Raw genomic sequence first — 21,303 nt, 5'->3', positions numbered from 1 at the left:
GGTACCGCAGAGCGCAACGCCCACACCACGGGGGACCCGGCCCGCCCGACGAAACGGAGAGCACCGCTCATGGCCCACCACACCATCGGCACCCCCGCTCCACCCCCGGGACGATCCGCCCGCTCCCTGCTGGCCGCGATCGTCGGCACCACGCTCGTGGCGACGTGCGTCAGCGCCGTCGCGGTCTCCACCGCCACCCCGGCGCGCGCCGCCGGGCTGTCCCCGTTCGACATCGCCGGCCGCGGCGCCACCGTGCCGTTCGTCGAGCACGAGGCCGAGCGGGCCACCCACAACGGCACGAAGATCGGCCCGACCCGCTACTACGGTCAGTTGCCGTCCGAGGCGTCCGGTCGGGAGGCGGTCACCCTCGACGCCGTCGGCGAGTACGTCGAGTTCACCCTGACCGCGCCGGCCAACGCGGTGACCTTCCGCTACAGCCTCCCGGACAGCGCCGCCGGCACCGGCCGGGACGCCAGCCTCGACCTGCGGGCGAACGGCAGCCTGGTGAAGGCGGTGCCGGTCACCTCCCGGTACGGCTGGTTCTACGGCGGATACCCATTCAACAACAACCCCGGCGACACCAACCCGCACCACTTCTACGACGAGACCCGGACCATGTTCGGGACCACCTACCCGACCGGCACCAGGATCCGGTTGCAGGTCTCCTCGACCGCCCAGTCGCCGAGCTTCACCATCGACCTGGCCGACTTCGAGCTGGTCGGCGCGCAGATCGCCAAGCCCGCCGGCGTGTTGGACGTGGTCAGCGACTTCGGCGCCGACCCGAGTGGCGCCACCGACTCCACCGCGAAGTTCCAGGCCGCCGTGGACGCCGGGAAGGCCCAGGGCCGGGCGGTGTGGATCCCCGCCGGCACCTTCACCCTCTGGGACCACGTGGTCGTCGACGGGGTGACCCTGCGCGGCGCCGGGCCCTGGTACTCGGTGCTCGGCGGCCGGCACCCCACCGACCGCAAACGCGCCGCCGGCATCTACGGCAAGTACGTTCCCGGCGGCGGGTACAGCGGGGGGCTCCGGCCGCACGAGGCCGGCGGCCCCAGCCGCAACGTCACCCTGCGCGACTTCGCCATCATCGGCGACATCCGGGAACGCGTCGACGAGGACCAGGTCAACGCCATCGGCGGCGCGATGAGCAACTCGGTGGTCGACAACGTCTGGATGCAGCACACCAAGGTGGGCGCCTGGATGGACGGCCCGATGGACAACTTCACCATCCGCAACAGCCGCATCCTCGACCAGACCGCCGACGGGGTGAACTTCCACTGGGGCGTCACCAACTCGACGGTGACCAACACGTTCGTCCGCAACACCGGCGACGACGCCCTGGCGATGTGGGCGCAGAACGTGCCGAACGTCGGCAACTCCTTCACCCACAACACCATCGGTGTGACCGTGCTCGCCAACCACCTGGTCACCTACGGCGGGCGGGACATCACCATCGCCGACAACGTCACCGCCGACTCGGTGACCAACGGCGGCGGCATCCACATCGCCAACCGCTATCCCGGGGTGCAGGGCCCGACCGCGGTCGCCGGGACGATCACCGTCGCCCGGAACACGTTGATCCGCAACGGCAACTCCGACTACAACTGGAACTTCGGCGTCGGCGCGATCTGGTTCTCGGCGCTGAACGAGCCGATCCAGGGCGCCAGCATCCGGGTCACCGACACCGACATCCTGGACAGCTCCTACGCGGCTTTGCACTGGATCGAGGGCCAGACCAGCGGGATCAGCTTCGCCAACGTCCGGATCGACGGCGCCGGCACGTACGCGCTGCAGGTGCAGGCGCCGAGCCAGGTGTCGTTCACCGATGTGCGCGCCACCGGCATCGCGCAGAGCAACCCCATGCACAACTGCATCGGCAGCGGCTTCCAGATCAGCCAGGGCGCCGGCAACTCCGGCTGGTACACCGCCACCCCGTACTGCGGACCGTGGCCGACCCCGCAGTGGGGCAACGGCCCGACCAGCCCGCCCACCGGCACCCCGACCACCACCCCGCCCCCAACCACCCCGCCTCCGACCACCCCGCCGCCGACGGGCGGCAACCTGGCGCAGGGCCGTCCGGTGACCGCGTCGAGCGTGTCGCAGAACTACGTGGCGGGCAACGCCGTGGACGGCAACGCCGGCAGCTACTGGGAGAGCGCCAACGGCGCGTTCCCGCAGACGCTGACCGTCGATCTCGGCGCGGCGGTCAACACCGACCGGATCGTGCTGAAGCTGCCGGCGGGCTGGGAGACCCGCACCCAGACCCTCTCGGTCGCCGGCTCGACGGACGGCGCGGCGTACTCGACGGTCGTCGGGTCGGCCGGGTACACGTTCAACCCCGCCACCGGCAACACCGTGTCGATCACCCTGCCGGCCGGCAGCCGGCGGTTCCTGCGGCTGAGCTTCACCGGCAACACCGGGTGGCCGGCGGGCCAGGTCGCCGAGTTCGAGGTGTACGGCGGCGGCACGACCCCGCCGCCGACCACCACCCCGCCGCCCACCACCACCCCGCCGCCGTCGGGGAACCTGGCGCTGGGCCGGCCGGTCACCGAGACCAGCCACGCCGACGTGTACGGCGCCGGCAACGCGGTCGACGGCAACCCGGCCACCTACTGGGAGAGCGCCAACAACGCCTTCCCGCAGTCGCTCACCGTCGACCTGGGCGCCCCCCGTTCGGTGTCCCGGGTGGTGCTGAGGCTGCCGCCGGCGACGGCGTGGCAGACCCGTACCCAGACCCTCGCGGTCCTCGGCTCCGCGGACGGCGGGACGTTCACCACGCTGAAGCCCTCGGCCGGGTACACCTTCAACCCGGCGACCGGCAACACGGTCACCATCACCTTCCCTGCCACCACCCAGCGGCACCTGAGGTTGACCTTCACCGGCAACACCGCCTGGCCGGCCGGCCAGGTCTCCGAGTTCGAGGTCCACGCCGCCTGACGGCGCCCGTCTCCGGGCCGGTCGGCCGTCCCCGCGACCCGGCCGGCCCGGCAGCTCCATCCCGCCGGGGCACCCCCCGCCCTCCGGCGGGCACCACCACCCCGAGAGAAGGTGCAGCTCCGCCATGCCCGGAAACAGCACGAGACGACGTAACCCCGGCCGGTGGCTGACCGCCGGCCTGCTGGCCACCGCACTGCTGGTCACCGGCGGGCCCGCCGTGCCCGCCGCCGCGGCCCCGGCCGGCTCCCGCGCCGGCGCCCCTCGGGCCGCCGCGCCGGCCCCCGCCACCGCCGCGGCGCTCGCCGGGATCGCCGCCACCATGACCGCCAGCAGCGTCAACCAGGTGTACGGCCCGGCCAACGCCAACGACGGCAACCCGGACACCTACTGGGAGAGCGCCAACAACGCCTTCCCGCAGTGGATCCAGGCCGACCTCGGCGCCACCGTCACCGTGGACCGGCTGGTGCTGAAGCTGCCCCCGGCCGCCGCCTGGCAGACCCGGACCCAGACGCTGTCCGTGCAGGGCAGCACCAACGGCTCGACCTTCACCACCCTGAAGCCGTCCGCCGGCTACACCTTCGACCCGGCCACCGGCAACACGGTGACCGTCCCGCTGACCGCCACCGGCAGCCGCTACGTCCGGCTCACCTTCACCGGCAACACCGGCTGGCCCGCCGGGCAGCTCTCCGAGTTCGAGGTCTACGGCACGGCGACCGGGGACACCCAGGCGCCGACCGCCCCGACCAACCTGGCCTACACCGAACCCACCAGCGGGCAGATCCGGCTGACCTGGAACGCCGCCGCCGACAACGTCGGGGTCACCGGCTACGACGTGTACGCCAACGGCGCGCTGCGCGGCAGCGTCGCTGGCACCGTGCTGGCCTTCACCGACAACCAGCCCGCCAGCGCCACGGTGAGCTATCACGTGCGGGCGAGGGACGCCGCCGGCAACCAGTCGGCGAACAGCAACACGGTCACCCGCACCGGCAGCGGCACCGGCGGCAGCAACCTCGCGGTCGGCCGGCCGATCACCGCCTCGTCGTACGTGCACACCTTCGTCGCGACCAACGCCAACGACAACAACACGGCCACCTACTGGGAGAGCGCCGGCTACCCGGGCACGCTGACCGTGCAGCTCGGGGCGAACGCCAGCGTGAGCGCGGTGGTGCTGAAGCTGAACCCGGACCCGGTGTGGGGCACCCGGACGCAGACCGTGCAGGTGCTCGGCCGGGAGCAGAGCGCCACGTCGTTCACCAGCCTGGTCGGCGCAGCCGGGTACACCTTCAACCCGGCGTCCGGCAACACGGTGACCATTCCGGTCTCCGCCACCGCCGCCGACCTGCGGCTGACCTTCACCGCCAACTCCGGCGCACCGGGCGGGCAGGTGGCCGAGTTCCAGGTGATCGGCGTGCCCGCCCCCAACCCGGACCTGACCGTCACCGCCCTCTCGGCCAGCCCGGCCAACCCGACCGAGGCCGACGCGGTCACCCTCTCCGCCACCGTCCGCAACGCGGGCACGCTCGCGTCCACCGCCACCGCCGTCAACCTCTACCTCGGTGGGGTGCGGGTGGGCAGCGCGCCGGTCGGCGCCCTGGCCGCCGGCGCCTCGACCACCGTCACGGCGAACATCGGGGCCCGCGCGGCCGGCAGCTACCCGCTGAGCGCCAAGGTCGACGAGGCGAACGCCGTCATCGAGCGGGACGAGACGAACAACAGCTACACCAGCCCGTCCCCGCTGGTGGTGAACCCGGTGGCCAGCTCCGACCTGGTCGCCGCGTCGGTCGGCTGGACCCCGGGCAACCCGTCGGCGGGCAGCGCGGTGGCCTTCTCCGTGACGCTGCGCAACGCGGGCAGCGTCGCCTCGGCCGCCGGCACGCACGCGGTCACGCTGACCCTGCTCGACCAGTCGGGCGCGGTGGTCCGCACGCTGACCGGCTCGTACTCCGGGGTGATCAACCCGGGCGCCACCACCGGCCCGGTCGGACTGGGCAGCTGGACCGCGGCGAACGGCCGGTACACCGTCCGGGTGGTGGTGGCGGCCGACGCCAACGAGCTGCCGGCGAAGCAGCAGAACAACACCAGCGAGCGGGCGCTCTTCGTCGGGCGGGGCGCGAACATGCCGTACGACATGTACGAGGCCGAGGACGGCGTGCTCGGCGGCGGCGCGGCCGTCGTCGGACCGAACCGGACCGTCGGCGACCTGGCCGGCGAGGCGTCCGGCCGGCGCGCGGTCACCCTCAACTCGACCGGCAGCTACGTCGAGTTCACCACCCGGGCCAGCACCAACACGCTGGTCACCCGCTTCTCCATCCCGGACGCCCCGGGCGGCGGCGGGATCGACGCGACGTTGAACGTCTACGTCAACGGCGCCTTCCACAAGGCCATCGACCTCACCTCCCGGCACGCGTGGTTGTACGGCAACGAGGCCGGCCCGGGCAACTCGCCGGGGGCGGGCGGACCGCGGCACATCTACGACGAGGCCAACGTCATGCTCAACGCGACCGTGCCGGCCGGCAGCCGGATCCGGCTCCAGAAGGACCCGGCCAACACCACCACGTACGCGATCGACTTCATCAACACCGAGCAGGTCGCGCCGATCGCCAACCCGGACCCGGCGCGGTACCTCGTGCCGGCCGGCTTCGGTCACCAGGACGTGCAGAACGCGCTGGACGCCGCCCGGCAGAGTGCGACGGCGCTCGGGGTCTACCTGCCGCCGGGGACGTACGCGACCGCCCAGAAGTTCCAGGTGTACGGCAAGGCCGTCACGGTGCTCGGCGCCGGCCCCTGGTACACCCGGTTCGTCGCGCCGCGCACCCAGGAGAACACGGACGTGGGTTTCCGGGCGGACGCCACCGCCAACGGCTCGACGTTCGCCGGCTTCGCCTACTTCGGCAACTACACCTCCCGCATCGACGGGCCGGGCAAGGTGTTCGACTTCGCCAACGTGGCCGACATGGTGATCGACAACATCTGGGCCGAGCACCAGGTCTGCCTCTACTGGGGCGCGAACACCGACCGCACGACGATCCGCAACTCCCGGATCCGCAACACCTTCGCCGACGGCGTGAACATGACCAACGGCAGCACCAACAACCTGGTCAGCAACAACGAGGCGCGGGCGACCGGCGACGACAGCTTCGCGCTCTTCTCGGCGATCGACGCCGGCGGCGCCGACATGAAGGACAACGTCTACGAGAACCTGACGTCGCTGCTGACCTGGCGCGCCGCCGGGGTGGCCGTGTACGGCGGGTACGGCAACACGTTCCGCAACATCTACATCGCCGACACGCTGGTCTACTCCGGCATCACGATCAGCTCGCTGGACTTCGGCTACCCGATGAACGGCTTCGGCGCCGATCCGCCCACCCGGTTCGAGAACATCTCCATCGTCCGGGCCGGCGGGCACTTCTGGGGCGCGCAGACCTTCCCGGCGATCTGGGTCTTCTCCGCCTCGAAGGTGTTCCAGGGCATCCGGGTCAGCGACGTCGACATCGTCGACCCGACCTACAGCGGCATCATGTTCCAGACCAACTACGTCGGCGGGCAGCCGCAGTACCCGGTCACCGACACCGTCTTCACCAACGTCTCGATCAGCGGCGCCCGGCGCAGCGGGGACGCCTTCGACGCCAAGTCCGGCTTCGGGATCTGGGTCAACGAGATGCCGGAGGCCGGACAGGGCCCGGCGGTCGGCTCCGCCACCTTCACCAACCTGCGGCTGAGCAACAACGACCAGGACATCCGCAACACCACGTCCACCTTCACCATCAACCGGAACTGACCGTCGGGGAACCGGACGCCGTCGGCGGGCTCACCGCCGTCCGGCGGCGTCCGGTCGCCCGGGGCCGGCCGGATCCGCGCCCCGGCCCGGGGGCGCCGCTCACCCGCGCGGCACCGTCGCCCGGGCCAACCGCGCGGGCGGGTCCGCTCAGGACGGCACCCGGTGCGGCACCCAGCCGAGGAAGCGGTCGCGCAGGTCGGCCGGGTTGGCCGCGAGGTCCTGGGTGGCCGAGGTCAGGCAGGTGGCGAGGTACACCCGCAGGCTGGTCGACTGCTGCCGGTACTCGTCGAGCAGGATCTGCCGGCGGCTCGGGCAGGGCCAGTCGCGCCCGCAGTCGCGGCACTGCCACGACGGACTCGCCGGGTCATGTGGATCGGGCATCGGTCTCCGATCTCCGTACTGCTGTGAACGATTCTCGGACATTCGGGCCGCCAATCCCACCGCCGATGAGTTCCATTCACAGGACGAGCGGCTGATGGCCGGTGACGGGCCTGACTCGTTGCGGCCCGCCCGCGCCAGGTGCTGCGGGGCGGCCCGGCCCGGCGGGCGCGCCGTCCGCCGCCGCCAGGGCGGCGCGGGTGGCCGGCGCGGCCCGCCGGGCGCGCCGGGCGACGTCGGCGGTGTGCGGCCGGCCCCGGGCGTAGGCTGACCTGGTGGATCACGAAGACCGGATCGCCCTGTTCCTCGACTACGAGAACCTCGCGCTGGGGGCGCGCGACCACCGCGGTGGCATGGCTTTCGACTTCCGCCCCATCGCCGACGCCCTCGCCGAGCGGGGCCGGGTGGTCGTGCGGCGGGCGTACGCGGACTGGTCGTACTTCGACGAGGACCGTCGGATGCTCACCCGGTCCCACGTCGAGCTGATCGAGATACCCCAGCGCATGGGCGCCTCCCGCAAGAACGCCGCCGACATCAAGATGGCGGTCGACGCGGTGGAGCTGGCCTTCGAGCGCGACTACATCTCGACGTTCGTGATCTGCACCGGCGACAGCGACTTCACTCCGCTGGTTCACAAGCTCCGCGAGCTCAACAAGCGGGTGATCGGCGTCGGGGTGGAGAAGTCCACCTCCGCGCTGCTGCCGCCGGCCTGCGACGAGTTCCTCTACTACGACCGGCTGGAGGGGGTCGACATCCCGCCGACCCGGGCCCGGCGGGCCCGTCCGGCGCGGGTGCCCAGCCCGGAACCGCAGCAGGTGGAGCAGGAACAGGTCGAGCAGGAAGCCGAGCCCCAGGTGGCGGTCGAGGAACCGGTCCGCGACGTGGACACCCTCGCGGGCCTGGTGGCCCAGACGGTGGCCGGCCTGCAGGGCAGCTCCGGCGGCGAGGTGACCGCGTCGACGTTGAAGCGCACCCTGCTGCGCAAGGACCCGACCTTCAGCGAGTCCGACTACGGGTTCCGCACCTTCGGTGAACTCCTCCGCCACCTCGCCAAGCAGAACGTCGTCGAGCTGGCGGAGGGGCCGGCCAAGGGCGACCCGGAGGTCTCCCTGCCCGAACACGGCGACCGGGAGGAGGCGTTCGGGCTGCTGCGCGCCGTGGTCCAGGACCTGGCCGGCGCCGACGGCGCGGCGGCCTTGTCCGGCCTGAAGAACCAGCTCCGGCGGGCACGGCCCGACTTCAGCGAGAAGAAGCTCGGCTACCGCAGCTTCCTCCAGTTCTGCAAGGCGGCCGCCACCAGCGGCGTGGTCCACCTGGAGTGGAACGCCGACGCCGACGACTACCTGCTCACCCCGCAGGCTTCCTGACCCGGCCGCCCACCGCGGAGGCAGCCCCCGCACCGACCGCCTTCGTCGACGCCGCCGGCGACGGCCGGCACGCCGGGCCGCCGGCACCCGACACCGCCGTCGGCTCACCGGATCGAGGCATCCCGCCCCGGTGGCCCAGCGCAGGGCCGGCGTATTGGACCTGAACAACCGGCCACTGACTGCCGTACCGTCCTCGCTGAGGGCGACCGGTGGTGCGTCCGCACCCTGCGGCGTCCTCACCGACCCCGGCCCGACCGGCGGCCGCCCGGTCGCGCCCGACCGGCGACGGCCCCACCGACCCACGGTCCTGTTCGCTCCCGGCGCGCCCCGCGAGGCGTACTTCCGGGAGCTCGCGCAGATCGGCGCGTCGGGACGGACCCTCAGCAACGACGAGTGGGTCGACCTGTGGGCCCGCCACGACCAGTACCGCGTGGACCCCGCCGGCCGGGGCTGAGGTCGCCGCCGGCTCACCACCTGCGCGGCGCCTCCCGCGCGTCGTCGCGGATGTGCTGCGCCTCCCCGACGCCCGTGTCGCGGACCGAGGCCACGCCCTGGGCCGCGGTGGACCTGACCTGCTCGGTCGCCTGGTGGACGGGTTCGCGCAGGTTGTCCTGCACGCCGTGCATCACGCCGCTGGCCTGCTGCTTGAACTGGTCCGAGTGTTCCATGGCCTCGTGCTTGACGCGCCCGGCCAGCTCCCGCTCCTTGTGGCTGGGCCGCAGGAGCGACGAGGCCAGCGCGCCCACGCCGAAGGCGATGAGGCCCGCGGCGAGCGGATTGCCCTCGGCACGTTCCCGCGAGGCGTGGGTGAGGCCCCGCGCCCGCTCGCCGGTGGTGGCGGCGCCGTGCTGCGCCGTACCGGTCACCCGTTGCGTGGTGTCGGACAGCCGATGCGTGGTGGCCGAGGCCCGCTGCGTCACGCCGGACGCCTGGTGGCTGGCCACGTCCCGCGCGTGCCTGGCGTTGCCCATGATCGTGTCGACCATGCGGCTGAGCCGGCCCCGGGCCCGGTTCACCGGCGCGGCCGCGATCCGACGCGGGTTGACCCTGTCGGTCAACGCGTCGACGTCACTGCTCAACTCGGCCCTGGCTGCCTCGATGTCGTACCGGATCCGGTCCGGATCGGTGGACATGACGTCTCCCTTCGGTTTCAGCGGCCTCTGACCGCGTCCGGAATCTCGTGCGCGGTCTGCTTGGTACGCGGTAGGGCTTTCACCGTGCGTAGCTGCTTGCGCGCCCGGGAGGCGAGCACGGCGCCGATCACCGCCCAGATGATGGCGACGATCAACGCGGCCCAGCCCTGGTCCATGACGTTGGACAGCGCCCACCACAGGGCGTGGGACAGGAACACCAGGGTCAGCAGCGCCGCGATCGCCGCGGCGGCGAACATGGCTCCCACCATGCCGAGGCTGCGTACCTCCTCCCGAACTTCGGCCTTGGCGAGCTCGACCTCCTTGCGCAGGAGGTAGGAGAAGTTGCGGGTGGCGTCGGCGAGCAGCTCACCGATGGAGGCCTGGGTCTTGTCCGGACCCCCGCCCGCGCTCATGGGCCCACCTCATGGCCCATCGGACCGTGGCGGACCGGCGCGGTCATCCCCGGACTCGCCGGCACGTTCAACGGCGTCCGGGCCGCCGCCGGCGGGCCCTCGCCGGCGTACCTGCCGGTGTCACCGCCTCCGCGCTGGCCGTCCTGGCCGCCGGTGAGGGCGCGGCCCAACCGACCGGCGAGCAGCCCGGCGATGGCGGCCCCGGCGAGGAAGGCCCCGGGGTGCCGGCTGGCGTAGTCGCGTACCTCGCGTACCAGCGCGCCGGGTTCGCGCTCGTCCAGCCAGCCCGCGGCCTGCTGGGCGGCGTCCGCGCCCCGGCGGACGACGTCGGTGGCCATGCCGCTCTGGTCGGCGCAGTCGGCCATGGACCGCAGTTGCGAACCCAGCGTGCGCAGGCTGTCGGCGGCCCGCCGCTGCTGCTCCTCGGCCTGCGCCCGGGCCTGCGCGGAGGCCTCGCTGAGCAGGTTGCGGGCCTGCTGGCGGCCCTCCGAGGCGATCTGCCGGCCCTGTTCCATCGCCTGCTGGGCGGTGTGCCCGCCGGCTTGCGCCGTCTCCTGGCCGATGCGGCCGGCCTCCTGCCGGACCTGTCCGACGGTGCCGCCGCGCGATCCGTCACCGGATGCAGGAGGGGATTCCCTACCCGTCGTCATGCGATCTCCCTTCGTCGGGGCCCGCCCATCGGGCAGGAACGGGAACGCCGGTTACCCCTCGCCGCCCGGTGTATACGTCCACCCGGCTGCCGGCCGTGCCGGTGTGGGAGGGCCGTCCCTCGAGAGCTGTCAGGTGCCAACCGAACGGGTGTAGGTGCCGATTCCGCCGCCGGCGCCCCGACGGATTTGGACAATGGACGCATGAGAATGAACATGTTGCAGAAGAGGCGGGCGGCGCGGATGCGCCGCCGGAACTGGTGGCCGCTGGCGGCGGTCGTCGTCACCGCGGGAGCGGCCGGTGCCGCGGCCCTGCGGCGGCGTAAGGGCGCCGGTGCCGAGAACTGGGTGGGCTCCGGCGGCGAATCCAGGACCCCGTCCCCGGACGTGATGACCCCCGCCGGCAGCCGCACGGACAACCCGTTGTCGCCCAAGCGGTGACGGCGGGCGGCCAGCCGTCCGACGGCTTCCCCCGGCTCAGCGGTGTCGCCACCGGCGCAGCGCGTACAGCGCCGCGCTGGCGGCGAAGAGCGCCCCGCTGACCGCCAGCCAGCGGGTCAGCAGGGGCCGGGGGGTCAGGCCGGTCGCCGCGGTGTACGTGCCGTCGCCGAGGCCGAGGACGCCGGGCAGGTAGACGAGCAGGAGCAGCCCGGCGGCGAGCGCGGGCACCCGGACGTGGTTCAGTGCTGACGGGCCGCTCCGGCGGCCCGCTCCGGCGCGCAGCGCCCGGTCGGCCAGCGCGTAGACCGGGAACAGCAGCAGGTCGTGGGCGATCACCGCGCCGAGGAACCAGAGCAGCATCCGCACCGCGGACTCCTCCCCGGCCAGCCGCAGCACGATCCAGCCGGTCACCGCGAAGCAGCCGAGCAGGAGCAGCAGGTGCCCGGGCGCGGCGCCGTAGGCCCGCCGGAACCTAGCCATCGGCGCGCCCCTCGAAGGCGATCTCCCGGACCCACTTGGTGCAGTGCACGCCCGGCAGCGCTGGCACGATGACCCGCGCCGGATAGCCGTGGTCGGGGGAGAGGTCGACTCCGTTGACCCGCAGGGCGAGCAGCGAGTCGGGGTCGCGGACCTGGTTGGCCTGCAACCGGGCCTGGCGGAACAGGCCGGCCCGCTCCAGCGACCGGACCGACGCCGTGGCCGCCTCCGCCGCGCCGACCAGCGCGGCGAGGTCGCGCAGCCGCACCCCGGTCCAGGTCTGCGCCGTCGACCAGCCCTCCACGCAGGCGATCGGCAGGTCCGCCGTGTGCTGCGCCATCGCGAGCAGGCGGCCCCGGTCCAGCTCGACGCTGCGCCCACCGCCGCGCACGGTCAGTCGCCAGCCCGCCCCGGTGTCGGCGGGCTGGATGCCGGCCGCGGCGGCGCTGCGGTTGACCGGGAAGCCGTTCGGCCCGTCGCCGGGCTGCCGACCCCGGGGCAGCAGCAGCGCGGTGCGACGCAGTACCCCGTCCAGGCTCTGCCCGACGGTCAGCGCGGCCAGCAGCAGCGCCCCGCCGCCGGCCAGGGCCAGCACCCCGCGCCGGCTCATCGTCGCCGGGCCGGGCCGCCGGGACACCAGGCCGTCCGGATCCGCCGGCTCCGGCCCGGTCCGCTCCACCGGGGTACGCGCGAAGCCCGGCCCGCGCAGCGCCGAGACCATCCGGGGCAGCTTGATCGCCACGTGGGTGACCAGGGCGGCGGTGAAGACCCAGGCGCCGTACCAGTGCGCGGTGTAGAAGTCGAACCCGAACAGGTACGCGTACTGGATGTTGAGCAGGCCGGTGGCCGTCTCGAAGAGGATCCCGCCGACCAGCAACAGCAGCGACAGCCGTTCCAGCACCTGGGCCACCGAGCGGGCCGGCGGCCAGTCGAAGAGCTTCGGCACCACCGACCAGAGCTTGCCCAGCACCACCGGGACCAGCACGATGCCGAGCGTCACGTGCAGGCCCTGGGTGAGCCGGAACAGCCAGGCCGGCCGGGTGGGCCAGTCGAAGACGGGCGGGTGCAGCCAGCCCACGTCGCGGGGGAACGCCTGGCCGAGCCGGGGGCCGTAGGCGACCCAGTCCAGCAGCCCGGTGACGATCACCAGCGGCAGGGCGGCGAGCAGGACCGCCCCGAACACCGAGGTCAACCACGGGCCGCGTACCGGGCTGCGCCAGGCGTCGGCGGTGGCGTCGACGCCGGGCGGGCGGTGCCGGTCCAGCGCCCGCCACAGTCGCGCCGGGTAGGCGTACCCGTGGGTGTCGGTGGCGCCGGACGTCCCGGCGGCGGAGGTGTGCGGCCCGGACCGATCGGCCGCCCGGCCCGGCCGGGCGCGCCCGGGCGTCGGGTCGCCGGGCGGCGGCGGCGGGTCGGCGGGCACGGGACCTCCTGCGGGCGGGACTGCTCGGGCGCGGTGGCCCTCGTGCTGGACGCTAGACGGCGACCCCACCCGCCGGCCCGCTTTGCCGCATTACCGAAGGCTTACCGCCGGTCCCTTACGGAGTGCTGACGTCCGGCCCGAACCGGCCCGCCGGGCCGCCGCCCTGACCTAGCGTGACGGAATGCGGGTACTGGTCACCGGCGCGGCCGGGTTCATCGGATCGCAGGTCGCGGACCTGTTCGTCGCCGAGGGGCATCAGGTCGTGTGCCTGGACGCGTTGCTGCCGCAGGCGCACGGCGGCACGCTCCCGGAGTGGTCGCGCCGGCACGACCCGGTGGTCGGCGACGTGCGGGACCCGGGGCTGCTCGACGACCTGCTGGCCGGGGTGGACGCGGTGTGCCACCAGGCGGCAATGGTCGGGCACGGGCTGGACCCGTCCGACGCCCCCGACTACGCCAGCCACAACGACTACGGCACGGCGGTGCTGCTCGCCGCGATGCACCGGGCCGGCGTGTCCCGGCTGGTGCTGGCCAGTTCCATGGTGGTCTACGGCGAGGGGCGCTACGGCTGCGCCCGGCACGGCGTCGTCCGGCCCGCCCCGCGCCGCGCCGCCGACCTGGCCGCCGGCCGGTACGACCCCACCTGCCCGGAGTGCGGCGGCACCCTCGCCGCCCTGCTGGTACCCGAGGACGCCCCGCTGGAGCCACGCAGCACGTACGCGGCCAGCAAGCTGGCGCAGGAACACCTGGCCGCCGCCTGGGCCCGGCAGACCGGGGGCGGGGTGTGGGCGCTGCGCTACCACAACGTCTACGGTCCCCGGATGCCCCGCGACACCCCGTACGCCGGGGTCGCCTCGATCTTCCGCTCCGCGCTGGCGGACGGCCGGCCGCCCCGGGTGTACGAGGACGGCCGGCAGCGCCGCGACTTCGTGCACGTCACCGACGTGGCGCGGGCGAACCTGCTGGCGCTGACCGCACCCGCCCCGGACGGCCTGGTGCCGCTCAACGTCTGCTCCGGCGAGCCGCACACCGTCGGCGACCTCGCCGCCGCGCTGGCCGCCGCGATGGGCGGGCCGGCCCCGGTGGTGGTCGGCGGCGCCCGCGCCGCGGACGTACGGCACGTGGTCGCCGACCCGGGCCGCGCGCGCGAGCTGCTCGGCTACACCGCCCGGGTCGGCTTCCTCGACGGGGTGACCGCCTTCGCCACCGACCCACTCCGCGCCCCGGCCGCCGTAGCAGCCTGACCCCCCCCGCGCCGCGCCGCCCCGCGCCGCGTGCACTTTCTCTGAAAGAGTGGCCTCGGGCGGCGGAATGCGCCCTCTTTCTCCGACACTGCGGCCGCACGCCTCGGGGGGCCGGCGGGGTGGCGTGCCTGGGGACTGGCGGGGGCGAGGCGTCGGGGGAGGGGTTTCCGGTCAGGAGACGGTGAAGAGGAGGTGGTTGACGGCGAGGGCGGTGATTGCCTGGCCGGCCAGCCACCAGCGGCGGGCCGGTGCGGGTAGGTGCGCGGCGGCGACCAGCAGCCACACCGCGAACGGCAGCCAGATCCGTTCCACCTCGGCCTTGCTCATGCCGGACAGGTCGGCGCCGATCACCGCCAGTGCGGCGGCGGCCGGCAGCAGCACGGTCGGCCCGAGCAGCCGCACCCGGGACGCGAGCGCGACCGACCGGCGGTGCGCGAGGAGGCCGCCCACCAGCCGGCCTTCACCGAGTCCGGGAGCCCCGACCGCCGGGGCGGACGCGGGCGACTCCACCGCACCGGACCGCGCCGTGCCGCGCCAGGCCGCGCGGGCCGCCAGCAGCGTGCGACGCAGCGCCGGCCCGACCACCGGTCCGGCCGAGAGCAGCAGCGCCGCCAGGTTCGCCCAGACCCAGTACCCGTACGGGCGGTCGGCCGCCCAGCCCTGGTAGTAGCGCTCGACCACCCGGTCGTACCCCTGCCACCAGTGGAAGCCGGCGAGGGTGAACGCCAGCACCACCGCGCTGACCCCGGCCGCCCCGGCGAGCAGCGCCCTGCGCCGACCCGAGGGCCGCAGCGCCAGGACCGCCAGCGCCAGCGGCCCGACCAGCACGAAGCCGTACGACAGGTGCAGCGCGAAGCCGAGCAGCAGCCCGCCGGCCAGCGCGGTCGCGGGTCCGCGTACCGCCAGCAGGGCCAGGCCGGCGGCGACCACGCCGGTGAAGACGCCGTCGGCGGAGGCGCCCACCCAGACCGCCCCGGGCAGCAGCACCAGGAACGGCAGCACCGCCCGGGCCGCCTCGCCGGCGCCCAGCGCCCGCAGCGCCACCGGTACGGACACCACGACGCTCGCCCCGACCAGGACGCAGGCCAGCGCCGCCGCCGTCCCGCCGCCCAGGCCCACCCGGTCCAGGCCGACGAAGAACAGCAGCGCGCCCGGCGGGTGGCCGGCGGTGTGGGTGGACCATGAGTCCGGCTGGAAGTCGAGGATCCGGTCGGTGAAGCCGGCCAGCATCCGCCGGACGTCGGTCACCCCGGGCACCTCGTGCAGGTACTCCGCCTGGGCGGTGAGCCGCCTGGTCAGCCCCACCGACCAGCCGTCCACCAGCGCCAGGGCCAGGGTCCACGCCACCGCCGCCAGGTAGCCGGCGCCGAGCAGCGGGCCCCACCGGGCGGTCCGGGCCCAGCGCAGCCCGGGGCCGAGCACGACGCCGGCGACCAGCAGCGCCGCCGGCGTGCCCCAGCCCAGGTGCGGCCGCCAGGTGGCGTAGAGCGGGGCGGCGTCGGCGTGCAGCCCCACCCCCCGGTGGTTCAGCACCGCGCCGGCGGCCACCGCGGTGGCCAGCAGCGCCGCCTCGACCGCCAACACGACGACATCGCCCCGGTCGCGGGCCGGGGCCCGGTCGGGAGCGGGCGAGCGGGGGAGCGTGGCACCGGGTCTCATGTCGACCGGACGGTACGGCGTGCGCGCCGACTCGTCAGCCGAACCACCGGTACGTCACCGGACGGTAAGAAACGCCTGCTCGGTAAGCGTTCCGTAAGGCCGAACGGGGCGCGGGCGGCCCCGGGCGGACCTAGCGTCGGCGGTATGCCGACACAGATCGACGTGGTGCTGCCGTGCCTGGACGAGGCCGCCGCCCTGCCCGGCGTGCTGACCGCACTGCCGCCCGGCTACCGGGCGATCGTGGTGGACAACGGCTCCCGGGACGGCTCGCCCGAGGTGGCTGCCTGGTACGGCGCCCGGGTGGTGCACGAGCCCCGCCGGGGGTACGGCGCGGCGGTGCACGCCGGGATCGAGGCCGCCGAGACGGAGCTGGTCTGCGTCCTGGACGCCGACGGCTCCTTCGCCCCTCGGGAGCTGCCCGCCCTGGTCGCCCCGGTCGCCGAGGGGATCGCCGACCTGGCCGTCGGCCGCCGCCGCCCGGTCCGCGTCGGGGTGTGGCCCTGGCACGCCCGAGCTGGCACCGCGCTGGTCGCCGCGCTGCTGCGGCACCGGGGCGTACCGCTGCGCGACCTGAGCCCGATCCGGGTGGCCCGGCGCGAGGCGCTGCTGGGTCTCGGCGTCACCGACCGGGCCTTCGGCTACCCGCTGGAGCTGCTGATCCGGGCCGCGGCGGCGGGCTGGCGCATCCACGAACTCGACGTCGCCTACGCCCCCCGTGCCGTGGGCACCCGCTCCAAGGTCTCCGGCTCGGTCCGCGGCACCCTGCGCGCCACCCGCGACTTCGCCGCCGTGCTGCGCAGCGTGGACGGTCCCCGGTGACCGTGCTGCTGGTGGTCGCCAAGGCGCCCGTGCCCGGCGCGGTGAAGACCCGGCTCTGCCCGCCCGCGACCGGCGTGCAGGCCGCCCGGGTGGCCGCCGCCGCGCTGCGGGACACCCTGGACGCCGTCCGGGAGACCCCCGGCGTGACGCCGGTGCTGGCGTTGGCCGGGCGCCTCGCCGACGCCGAGGACGCCGCCGCGCTGATCGCCGCCGTGGCCGGCTGGCCGGTCCTGCCGCAGCGGGGCGCGGACTTCGCCGCCCGGCTGGTGCACGCCCACGCCGATGTCGCCGACGCCTTCCCGGGCCGTCCGGTGCTCCAGATCGGCATGGACACCCCGCAGCTGACCCCGGCGCGGCTGGCCGCCGCCGTACGCCGGCTGGCCGACGCCGACGCGGTGCTGGGGCGGGCCGCCGACGGCGGCTGGTGGGCGCTGGGGCTGCGCGACCCCCGGCAGGCGGTGGCGCTGCGCGGGGTGGCGATGTCGACCCCGGACACCGCCCGGTCGACCTGGTCGGCGCTGGCCGGGCGGGGGCTGCGTACCGTGCCGCTGCCGGTGCTGCGGGACGTGGACGACTGGTCGGACGCCCGGGCGGTGGCCGCCGTGGTCCCGGGTGGCCGGTTCGCCCGGCAGGTCGCCGCGGTACGCCGGGCCATGGTGGTGCGGGCATGACCGCGCCGGCCGTGGACGGCTTCGCCGCCACCCTGCGCGACCGGGGCGTGGCCGCGCACTGGCTGGTGCCCGCCGACGGGCTGCGCCGCCGGCTGCCGGTGGACCGGTGGCACCGCCCGGCCGACCCGGCGGACGCGGCGGTGCTCGCCCGCTGCGTCGGCCCCACCCTGGACCTGGGCTGCGGACCGGGCCGGGTGGCCCTGGCCCTGACCCGGTCCGGGCTGACCACCGTCGGGGTGGACGTGTCGGCCCGGGCGGTGGCGCTGACCCGGGCCCGGGGTGCGGTGGCCGTGCAGGCCGACCTGTTCGGCCCGCTGCCGGCGGAGGGGCGCTGGGCGCACGCGGTGCTGCTGGACGGGAACGTCGGCATCGGCGGCGACCCGGTGGCGCTGCTGCGCCGGTGCCGGGCGCTGCTGCGGCCGGCCGGCACGGTGCTGGTGGAGCTGGAGCCGCCCGGGTCCGGCGCCTGGCAGGGGCAGGTTCAGGTGCTGACCGGCCGGCGTCCGGGGCCGAGCTTCCGCTGGGCCTGGCTGGACACCGCCGCGGTGGCGGGCCCGGCGGCGGCGGCCGGGCTGGCCGTGGGCGAGGTGTTCCGGGCCGGCCGCCGCTGGTTCGCCGAGCTGACCCGCCCCTGACCGCCCGGCCGCGCCGGCCCGCCGGTCCGGGCGGGTGGGTGTCCGACGGTCGGGCGGGTGGGTGGGTGTCCGACGGGCGGCCGGGACGGGCGGGTCAGCCGTCGGCCAGCGGCAGCCGGACGACGAACCGGCACCCGCCGGCGACGTTGCGCACGTCGACCCGGCCGCCGTGCGCCTCGACCAGCCCGCGCACGATCGCCAGGCCCAGCCCGCCGGAGCCCTCGGCGCCGCCGTTGCCCGGCCGGGGCGTGCGGGCCGGCTCGCCCCGGAAGGCCACGTCGAAGAGCCGGGGCAGGTCGTCCTCGGGGATGCCGCCGCAGGTGTCCGCCACGGCCAGCCAGGCGGCGTCGCCGTCGCGGCCCGCGTCGACCCGCACGGTGCCGTCGTCCGGGGTGTAGCGGACCGCGTTGAGCAGCAGGTTCCCCACCACCCGGGCCAGCTCCGGCTCGCTGGCGGTCACCGTCGGCCAGCCCGACTCGGCGGCGACCAGCCGGATCCGGCGGGCCGCGGCCAGCGGCGCGGTGCCGGCCAGGGCGTCGGAGACCACGTCACCCAGCGGCACGGCGGACAGCGACAGCCGCAACGCCCCGGCGTTGATCCGGGACAGTTCGAACAGGTCGTCGACGAGGCGGGTCATCCGGTCGGTCTCCACCCGGATCCGGCGGTGGTACTCGCGCACCGTCTCCGGGTCGGCGACCACCCCGTCCTCCAGCGCCTCGGCCATCGCCCGCAGCCCGGCCAGCGGCGTGCGCAGGTCGTGCGACACCCAGGCGACCAGGTCCCGGCGGCCCTTCTCGATCCGCCGCTCCCGCTCCCGGGCCTGGTCCGCCCAGACCGCCGCCGCGGCGAGCCGCCGGCCGAAGAGCCAGCCGACGGCGAGGCTGACCACCGCCGCGGCGGAGACGGTGATCAGCACCACCTCCAGGTCGTGCGGGGAGAGGAACATCGCCTCGGCGATCACCGCGACGCCGGCCGCCACCGCGCTCACCGTCATGGCCAGCAGGACGGAGATGTGCACCGTGATCGACCGGCCGCGCAGCAGCCGCAGCGCCCCCGCGCCGAGCAGCCCGACGCAGCAGGCCGCGGCGAGCGCCGCCCCGAAGATCAGCGCGAGGTCAGCCATCGACCGGCTCGTACCGGTAGCCGACGCCCCACACCGTCACGATCCGGCGCGGGTCGGCCGGGTCGGCCTCGATCTTCTCCCGCAGCCGGCGCACGTGGACGGTGACGGTCGACTGGTCGCCGAAGCTCCAGCCCCAGACCCGCTCCAGCAGCTCGGCCCGGCGGAACGCCCGCGCCGGGTGTCGCATCAGGTGGGCCAGCAGGTCGAACTCGCGCAGCGTGAGGGCCAGCTCCCGACCGTGCAGCCGGGCCACCCGGGGGCCGGTCTCGACGGTGAGGCCGCCGTCGGTGAGCACTTCCGCCGCCGCATCAGCCGGTTCGCCGCCGGCCCGGCGCAGCACCGACCGCACCCGCAGCACGAGCTCACGGGGGGAGAAGGGCTTGCTCAGGTAGTCGTCCGCGCCCAGTTGCAGGCCGAGGATCCGGTCGGCCTCGTCGCCGCGCGCGGTCAACATCACGATGGGTACGCCGTCCGGCCGCTCCCGCAGCCGCCGGCAGACCTCCAGCCCGTCGACCCCGGGCAGCATCACGTCGAGCACCACCAGCTGCGGCGGCGCCGCGGCGACGGCGGCCAGCGCGGCGGCGCCGTCCCCGACGTGGTCCACCTGGTAGCCGGCGTGTTCCAGGTAGCGGCAGACCACGTCGCTGACCGTCTGGTCGTCGTCGACGACCAGCACCCGTTGCGGCACGGCGGACCTCCCCCTCGTGCCGGTCAGCGTAGCCGTGGGTCGGGCCGGTGCCGGGGCGCGGAAACCTTGCGATGTCCTTACGAACGATCTGGGCCGGTGGCGGGTCAGCCGGCGCGGGTTTCCGTCCGGGTGTCCCGTTCGGCCATGGCGTCGACCAGGTCCGCCCGGGCCCGTGCCACCCGCGACCGGATGGTGCCGACGGGACAGTCGCAGACCTGCGCCGCCTCGGCGTACGACAGGCCGAGGAGCTGGGTGGCGACGAAGGCCTCGCGCCGCTCGGCTGGCAGTTGCCGCAGCAGGGCGTCCAGCACCACGACGTTCTCGAACCGGCCCGCCGACGGCGGGTCGTACCCGTCGATGGTGGTGGCCGGTGGGCGGGCCCGCCGGGACCGGAGGTGGTCGGCGGCGACCCGCCGGGCGATGCCGAACAGCCAGGTCCGCGCCGAGGACCGGGCGGCGAACCGGGGCAGCGCGCGCATCGCCCGCAGGTACGTCTCCTGGACCAGGTCGTCGGTCTCCGCGTCGGCCAGCAGATGGTGCAGGAACCGCCAGGTCGGGCCCTGGGTGGCCCGGACGAACGCAGCCAGCGCCAGCGGGTCGCCCCGCCCGGCGGCCAGCGCCCACGCGGTCACCTGCTCGTCGCCCTCGTCCACCACAGCCGCTCCCTCGTCCGCCACGCCCCACCTCCTACGACGAAGCGTAGTAGGTCGGTTCTCCGGGTCGGCCGGTGGTACGGACGAAGGGGCCCGCCGGTTCACCGGCTCAGGCGTCCGGGCAGCGATCCGACAGGGCGTACCGGACCAGCACCACGTCACCGATCTGGCGGGCCTCGACCACCCGGGCCCGCCGGCCGGGGTGCCACGGGAACGGGCCGTCGCGGACGAAGCGGGGCGCCCGGGGGTCGCCGACGAAGAACGGGGCGACCACCAGGTGCAGCTCGTCGGCGAGCCCGGCGGTGAGGAACTGGGCATGCACCGACCCGCCGCCCTCCACCATCAGCCGGTCCACCCCGCGCCCGGCCAGGTCGGCCAGCGCCCGGGCCGGGTCCAGCGGGTCGCCGGCGTCCACGACGGTGGCCAGCCCGTCCAGCACCTCGCTGGTCTTCGCCACCACCGGCGAGGCGCAGTACACGATCCGGTCCGCGTCGCCGACGGTGAAGAACCGGGCGCTCGGGTCGAGGTCGCCGCGCCCGGTCAGCGTCACCTTCACGGGTGACGGTGGCAGCCCACGGTCCACCCGCGCCTGGCGCAGTCGCTCCGAGCGGATCACCAGCCGCGGGTCGTCGCGGCGGACGGTGCCGGCGCCGACCAGGATCGCGTCGCAGCCGGCCCGGACGGCGTCGACCCGGGCCAGGTCATCGGCGTTGGACAGCAGCAGCCGCTGCCCGGTGGCGTCGTCGATGTACCCGTCGATCGACGTGGCGCAGCTCAGCAGCACGTACGGCCGCCGGCCCGCCGGCACGGCGTCCATC

At 75.0% G+C, this 21,303-nt stretch carries 20 protein-coding genes; 9 read left to right on the top strand and 11 right to left on the bottom strand.

Annotation, left to right across the window (positions count from 1 at the left end; all coding sequences use genetic code 11):
* The first annotated feature begins 69 nt into the window (after nt 1-69).
* The gene (locus tag ACTWM8_RS18830) at nt 70-2,937 is read left to right on the top strand and encodes a discoidin domain-containing protein (RefSeq protein ID WP_446210182.1); all 2,868 of its coding nucleotides are present in this window, start codon (nt 70-72) and stop codon (nt 2,935-2,937) included.
* Between the two features lie 124 nt (nt 2,938-3,061).
* On the top strand, nt 3,062-6,715 hold the full coding sequence (locus ACTWM8_RS18825) for a discoidin domain-containing protein (RefSeq protein ID WP_446210181.1): 3,654 nt from the start codon (nt 3,062-3,064) through the stop codon (nt 6,713-6,715).
* Between the two features lie 147 nt (nt 6,716-6,862).
* Here ACTWM8_RS18825 and ACTWM8_RS18820 read toward each other — a convergent pair whose 3' ends face one another.
* On the bottom strand, nt 6,863-7,096 hold the full coding sequence (locus ACTWM8_RS18820; protein WP_446210180.1) for a hypothetical protein: 234 nt from the start codon (nt 7,094-7,096) through the stop codon (nt 6,863-6,865).
* A 272-nt stretch (nt 7,097-7,368) separates the two neighbouring features.
* Here ACTWM8_RS18820 and ACTWM8_RS18815 point away from each other — a divergent pair, with 272 nt between their 5' ends.
* Nucleotides 7,369-8,460, top strand: a complete 1,092-nt coding sequence (locus ACTWM8_RS18815) for an NYN domain-containing protein (protein WP_446210179.1) — start codon at nt 7,369-7,371, stop codon at nt 8,458-8,460.
* Between the two features lie 130 nt (nt 8,461-8,590).
* On the top strand, nt 8,591-8,914 hold the full coding sequence (locus ACTWM8_RS18810; protein WP_446210178.1) for a hypothetical protein: 324 nt from the start codon (nt 8,591-8,593) through the stop codon (nt 8,912-8,914).
* A 13-nt stretch (nt 8,915-8,927) separates the two neighbouring features.
* Here the strand turns inward: ACTWM8_RS18810 and ACTWM8_RS18805 are convergent, their stop codons facing one another.
* Genes ACTWM8_RS18805 through ACTWM8_RS18795 form a run of 3 tightly spaced genes read right to left on the bottom strand, consistent with a single transcriptional unit; the run spans nt 8,928 to nt 10,656 of the window.
* Nucleotides 8,928-9,593, bottom strand: a complete 666-nt coding sequence (locus ACTWM8_RS18805; RefSeq protein WP_446210177.1) for a DUF3618 domain-containing protein — start codon at nt 9,591-9,593, stop codon at nt 8,928-8,930.
* A 17-nt stretch (nt 9,594-9,610) separates the two neighbouring features.
* The gene (locus ACTWM8_RS18800) at nt 9,611-10,006 is read right to left on the bottom strand and encodes a phage holin family protein (RefSeq protein ID WP_446210176.1); all 396 of its coding nucleotides are present in this window, start codon (nt 10,004-10,006) and stop codon (nt 9,611-9,613) included.
* Nucleotides 10,003-10,656 (bottom strand): hypothetical protein, encoded by a 654-nt coding sequence (locus ACTWM8_RS18795; RefSeq protein WP_446210175.1) that lies wholly within the window; start codon nt 10,654-10,656, stop codon nt 10,003-10,005. The genes ACTWM8_RS18800 and ACTWM8_RS18795 overlap by 4 nt, the downstream gene beginning before the upstream one ends.
* Nucleotides 10,657-10,857: 201 nt before the next feature.
* Between ACTWM8_RS18795 and ACTWM8_RS18790 the strand changes: the two genes are divergently transcribed.
* On the top strand, nt 10,858-11,094 hold the full coding sequence (locus ACTWM8_RS18790; RefSeq protein WP_446210174.1) for a hypothetical protein: 237 nt from the start codon (nt 10,858-10,860) through the stop codon (nt 11,092-11,094).
* A gap of 36 nt (nt 11,095-11,130) precedes the next feature.
* On the opposite strand, the gene ACTWM8_RS18785 is transcribed toward ACTWM8_RS18790, so the two are convergent.
* The gene (locus tag ACTWM8_RS18785; RefSeq protein ID WP_446210173.1) at nt 11,131-11,574 is read right to left on the bottom strand and encodes a hypothetical protein; all 444 of its coding nucleotides are present in this window, start codon (nt 11,572-11,574) and stop codon (nt 11,131-11,133) included.
* The gene (locus tag ACTWM8_RS18780; RefSeq protein ID WP_446214595.1) at nt 11,567-12,847 is read right to left on the bottom strand and encodes a molybdopterin-dependent oxidoreductase; all 1,281 of its coding nucleotides are present in this window, start codon (nt 12,845-12,847) and stop codon (nt 11,567-11,569) included. The genes ACTWM8_RS18785 and ACTWM8_RS18780 overlap by 8 nt, the downstream gene beginning before the upstream one ends.
* 328 nt (nt 12,848-13,175) lie before the next feature.
* Here ACTWM8_RS18780 and ACTWM8_RS18775 point away from each other — a divergent pair, with 328 nt between their 5' ends.
* On the top strand, nt 13,176-14,237 hold the full coding sequence (locus ACTWM8_RS18775; RefSeq protein ID WP_446210172.1) for an NAD-dependent epimerase/dehydratase family protein: 1,062 nt from the start codon (nt 13,176-13,178) through the stop codon (nt 14,235-14,237).
* Nucleotides 14,238-14,408: 171 nt separating this feature from the next.
* Here the strand turns inward: ACTWM8_RS18775 and ACTWM8_RS18770 are convergent, their stop codons facing one another.
* Entirely contained in the window at nt 14,409-15,896 is a 1,488-nt protein-coding gene (locus ACTWM8_RS18770) for a hypothetical protein (protein WP_446210171.1), read from the bottom strand.
* 144 nt (nt 15,897-16,040) lie between these two features.
* Here ACTWM8_RS18770 and ACTWM8_RS18765 point away from each other — a divergent pair, with 144 nt between their 5' ends.
* Genes ACTWM8_RS18765 through ACTWM8_RS18755 form a run of 3 tightly spaced genes read left to right on the top strand, consistent with a single transcriptional unit; the run spans nt 16,041 to nt 18,021 of the window.
* Nucleotides 16,041-16,715: a glycosyltransferase family 2 protein gene (locus ACTWM8_RS18765; RefSeq protein ID WP_446210170.1), complete on the top strand. Its 675-nt coding sequence runs from the start codon at nt 16,041-16,043 to the stop codon at nt 16,713-16,715.
* Nucleotides 16,712-17,386 (top strand): TIGR04282 family arsenosugar biosynthesis glycosyltransferase, encoded by a 675-nt coding sequence (locus ACTWM8_RS18760; RefSeq protein WP_446210169.1) that lies wholly within the window; start codon nt 16,712-16,714, stop codon nt 17,384-17,386. Before ACTWM8_RS18765 ends, ACTWM8_RS18760 begins: the two co-directional genes overlap by 4 nt.
* Nucleotides 17,383-18,021 (top strand): methyltransferase domain-containing protein, encoded by a 639-nt coding sequence (locus tag ACTWM8_RS18755; protein ID WP_446210168.1) that lies wholly within the window; start codon nt 17,383-17,385, stop codon nt 18,019-18,021. Before ACTWM8_RS18760 ends, ACTWM8_RS18755 begins: the two co-directional genes overlap by 4 nt.
* Before the next feature lie 94 nt (nt 18,022-18,115).
* Here ACTWM8_RS18755 and ACTWM8_RS18750 read toward each other — a convergent pair whose 3' ends face one another.
* The 4 genes from ACTWM8_RS18750 to ACTWM8_RS18735 all read right to left on the bottom strand — a co-directional run bounded on the left by ACTWM8_RS18750 (nt 18,116) and on the right by ACTWM8_RS18735 (nt 21,302).
* A complete protein-coding gene (locus ACTWM8_RS18750) occupies nt 18,116-19,144 on the bottom strand; it encodes a sensor histidine kinase (protein WP_446210167.1) in 1,029 nt (342 codons plus the stop codon).
* The gene (locus ACTWM8_RS18745; RefSeq protein ID WP_446210166.1) at nt 19,137-19,832 is read right to left on the bottom strand and encodes a response regulator transcription factor; all 696 of its coding nucleotides are present in this window, start codon (nt 19,830-19,832) and stop codon (nt 19,137-19,139) included. The genes ACTWM8_RS18750 and ACTWM8_RS18745 overlap by 8 nt, the downstream gene beginning before the upstream one ends.
* A gap of 104 nt (nt 19,833-19,936) precedes the next feature.
* The gene (locus ACTWM8_RS18740) at nt 19,937-20,509 is read right to left on the bottom strand and encodes a sigma-70 family RNA polymerase sigma factor (RefSeq protein WP_446210165.1); all 573 of its coding nucleotides are present in this window, start codon (nt 20,507-20,509) and stop codon (nt 19,937-19,939) included.
* An 85-nt stretch (nt 20,510-20,594) separates the two neighbouring features.
* The gene (locus ACTWM8_RS18735) at nt 20,595-21,302 is read right to left on the bottom strand and encodes a RibD family protein (RefSeq protein WP_446210164.1); all 708 of its coding nucleotides are present in this window, start codon (nt 21,300-21,302) and stop codon (nt 20,595-20,597) included.
* Nucleotide 21,303 lies beyond the last annotated feature (1 nt).

The sequence above is a fragment of the Micromonospora sp. IBSANI012 genome (genome assembly GCF_052814045.1).
Note: the sequence above shows the minus strand (reverse complement) of the source record. Positions and strands in the feature narration are given on the sequence as shown.

What these genes read in the sequence shown, in the direction of transcription:
- ACTWM8_RS18830 (WP_446210182.1), top strand. Translation starts at nt 70, where the DNA reads ATGGCCCACCACACCATCGGCACCCCCGCTCCACCCCCGGGACGATCC.
- ACTWM8_RS18825 (WP_446210181.1), top strand. Translation starts at nt 3,062, where the DNA reads ATGCCCGGAAACAGCACGAGACGACGTAACCCCGGCCGGTGGCTGACC.
- ACTWM8_RS18820 (WP_446210180.1), bottom strand. Translation starts at nt 7,096, where the DNA reads ATGCCCGATCCACATGACCCGGCGAGTCCGTCGTGGCAGTGCCGCGAC.
- ACTWM8_RS18805 (WP_446210177.1), bottom strand. Translation starts at nt 9,593, where the DNA reads ATGTCCACCGATCCGGACCGGATCCGGTACGACATCGAGGCAGCCAGG.
- ACTWM8_RS18800 (WP_446210176.1), bottom strand. Translation starts at nt 10,006, where the DNA reads ATGAGCGCGGGCGGGGGTCCGGACAAGACCCAGGCCTCCATCGGTGAG.
- ACTWM8_RS18795 (WP_446210175.1), bottom strand. Translation starts at nt 10,656, where the DNA reads ATGACGACGGGTAGGGAATCCCCTCCTGCATCCGGTGACGGATCGCGC.
- ACTWM8_RS18790 (WP_446210174.1), top strand. Translation starts at nt 10,858, where the DNA reads ATGAGAATGAACATGTTGCAGAAGAGGCGGGCGGCGCGGATGCGCCGC.
- ACTWM8_RS18785 (WP_446210173.1), bottom strand. Translation starts at nt 11,574, where the DNA reads ATGGCTAGGTTCCGGCGGGCCTACGGCGCCGCGCCCGGGCACCTGCTG.
- ACTWM8_RS18775 (WP_446210172.1), top strand. Translation starts at nt 13,176, where the DNA reads ATGCGGGTACTGGTCACCGGCGCGGCCGGGTTCATCGGATCGCAGGTC.
- ACTWM8_RS18770 (WP_446210171.1), bottom strand. Translation starts at nt 15,896, where the DNA reads ATGAGACCCGGTGCCACGCTCCCCCGCTCGCCCGCTCCCGACCGGGCC.
- ACTWM8_RS18765 (WP_446210170.1), top strand. Translation starts at nt 16,041, where the DNA reads ATGCCGACACAGATCGACGTGGTGCTGCCGTGCCTGGACGAGGCCGCC.
- ACTWM8_RS18755 (WP_446210168.1), top strand. Translation starts at nt 17,383, where the DNA reads ATGACCGCGCCGGCCGTGGACGGCTTCGCCGCCACCCTGCGCGACCGG.
- ACTWM8_RS18750 (WP_446210167.1), bottom strand. Translation starts at nt 19,144, where the DNA reads ATGGCTGACCTCGCGCTGATCTTCGGGGCGGCGCTCGCCGCGGCCTGC.
- ACTWM8_RS18735 (WP_446210164.1), bottom strand. Translation starts at nt 21,302, where the DNA reads ATGGACGCCGTGCCGGCGGGCCGGCGGCCGTACGTGCTGCTGAGCTGC.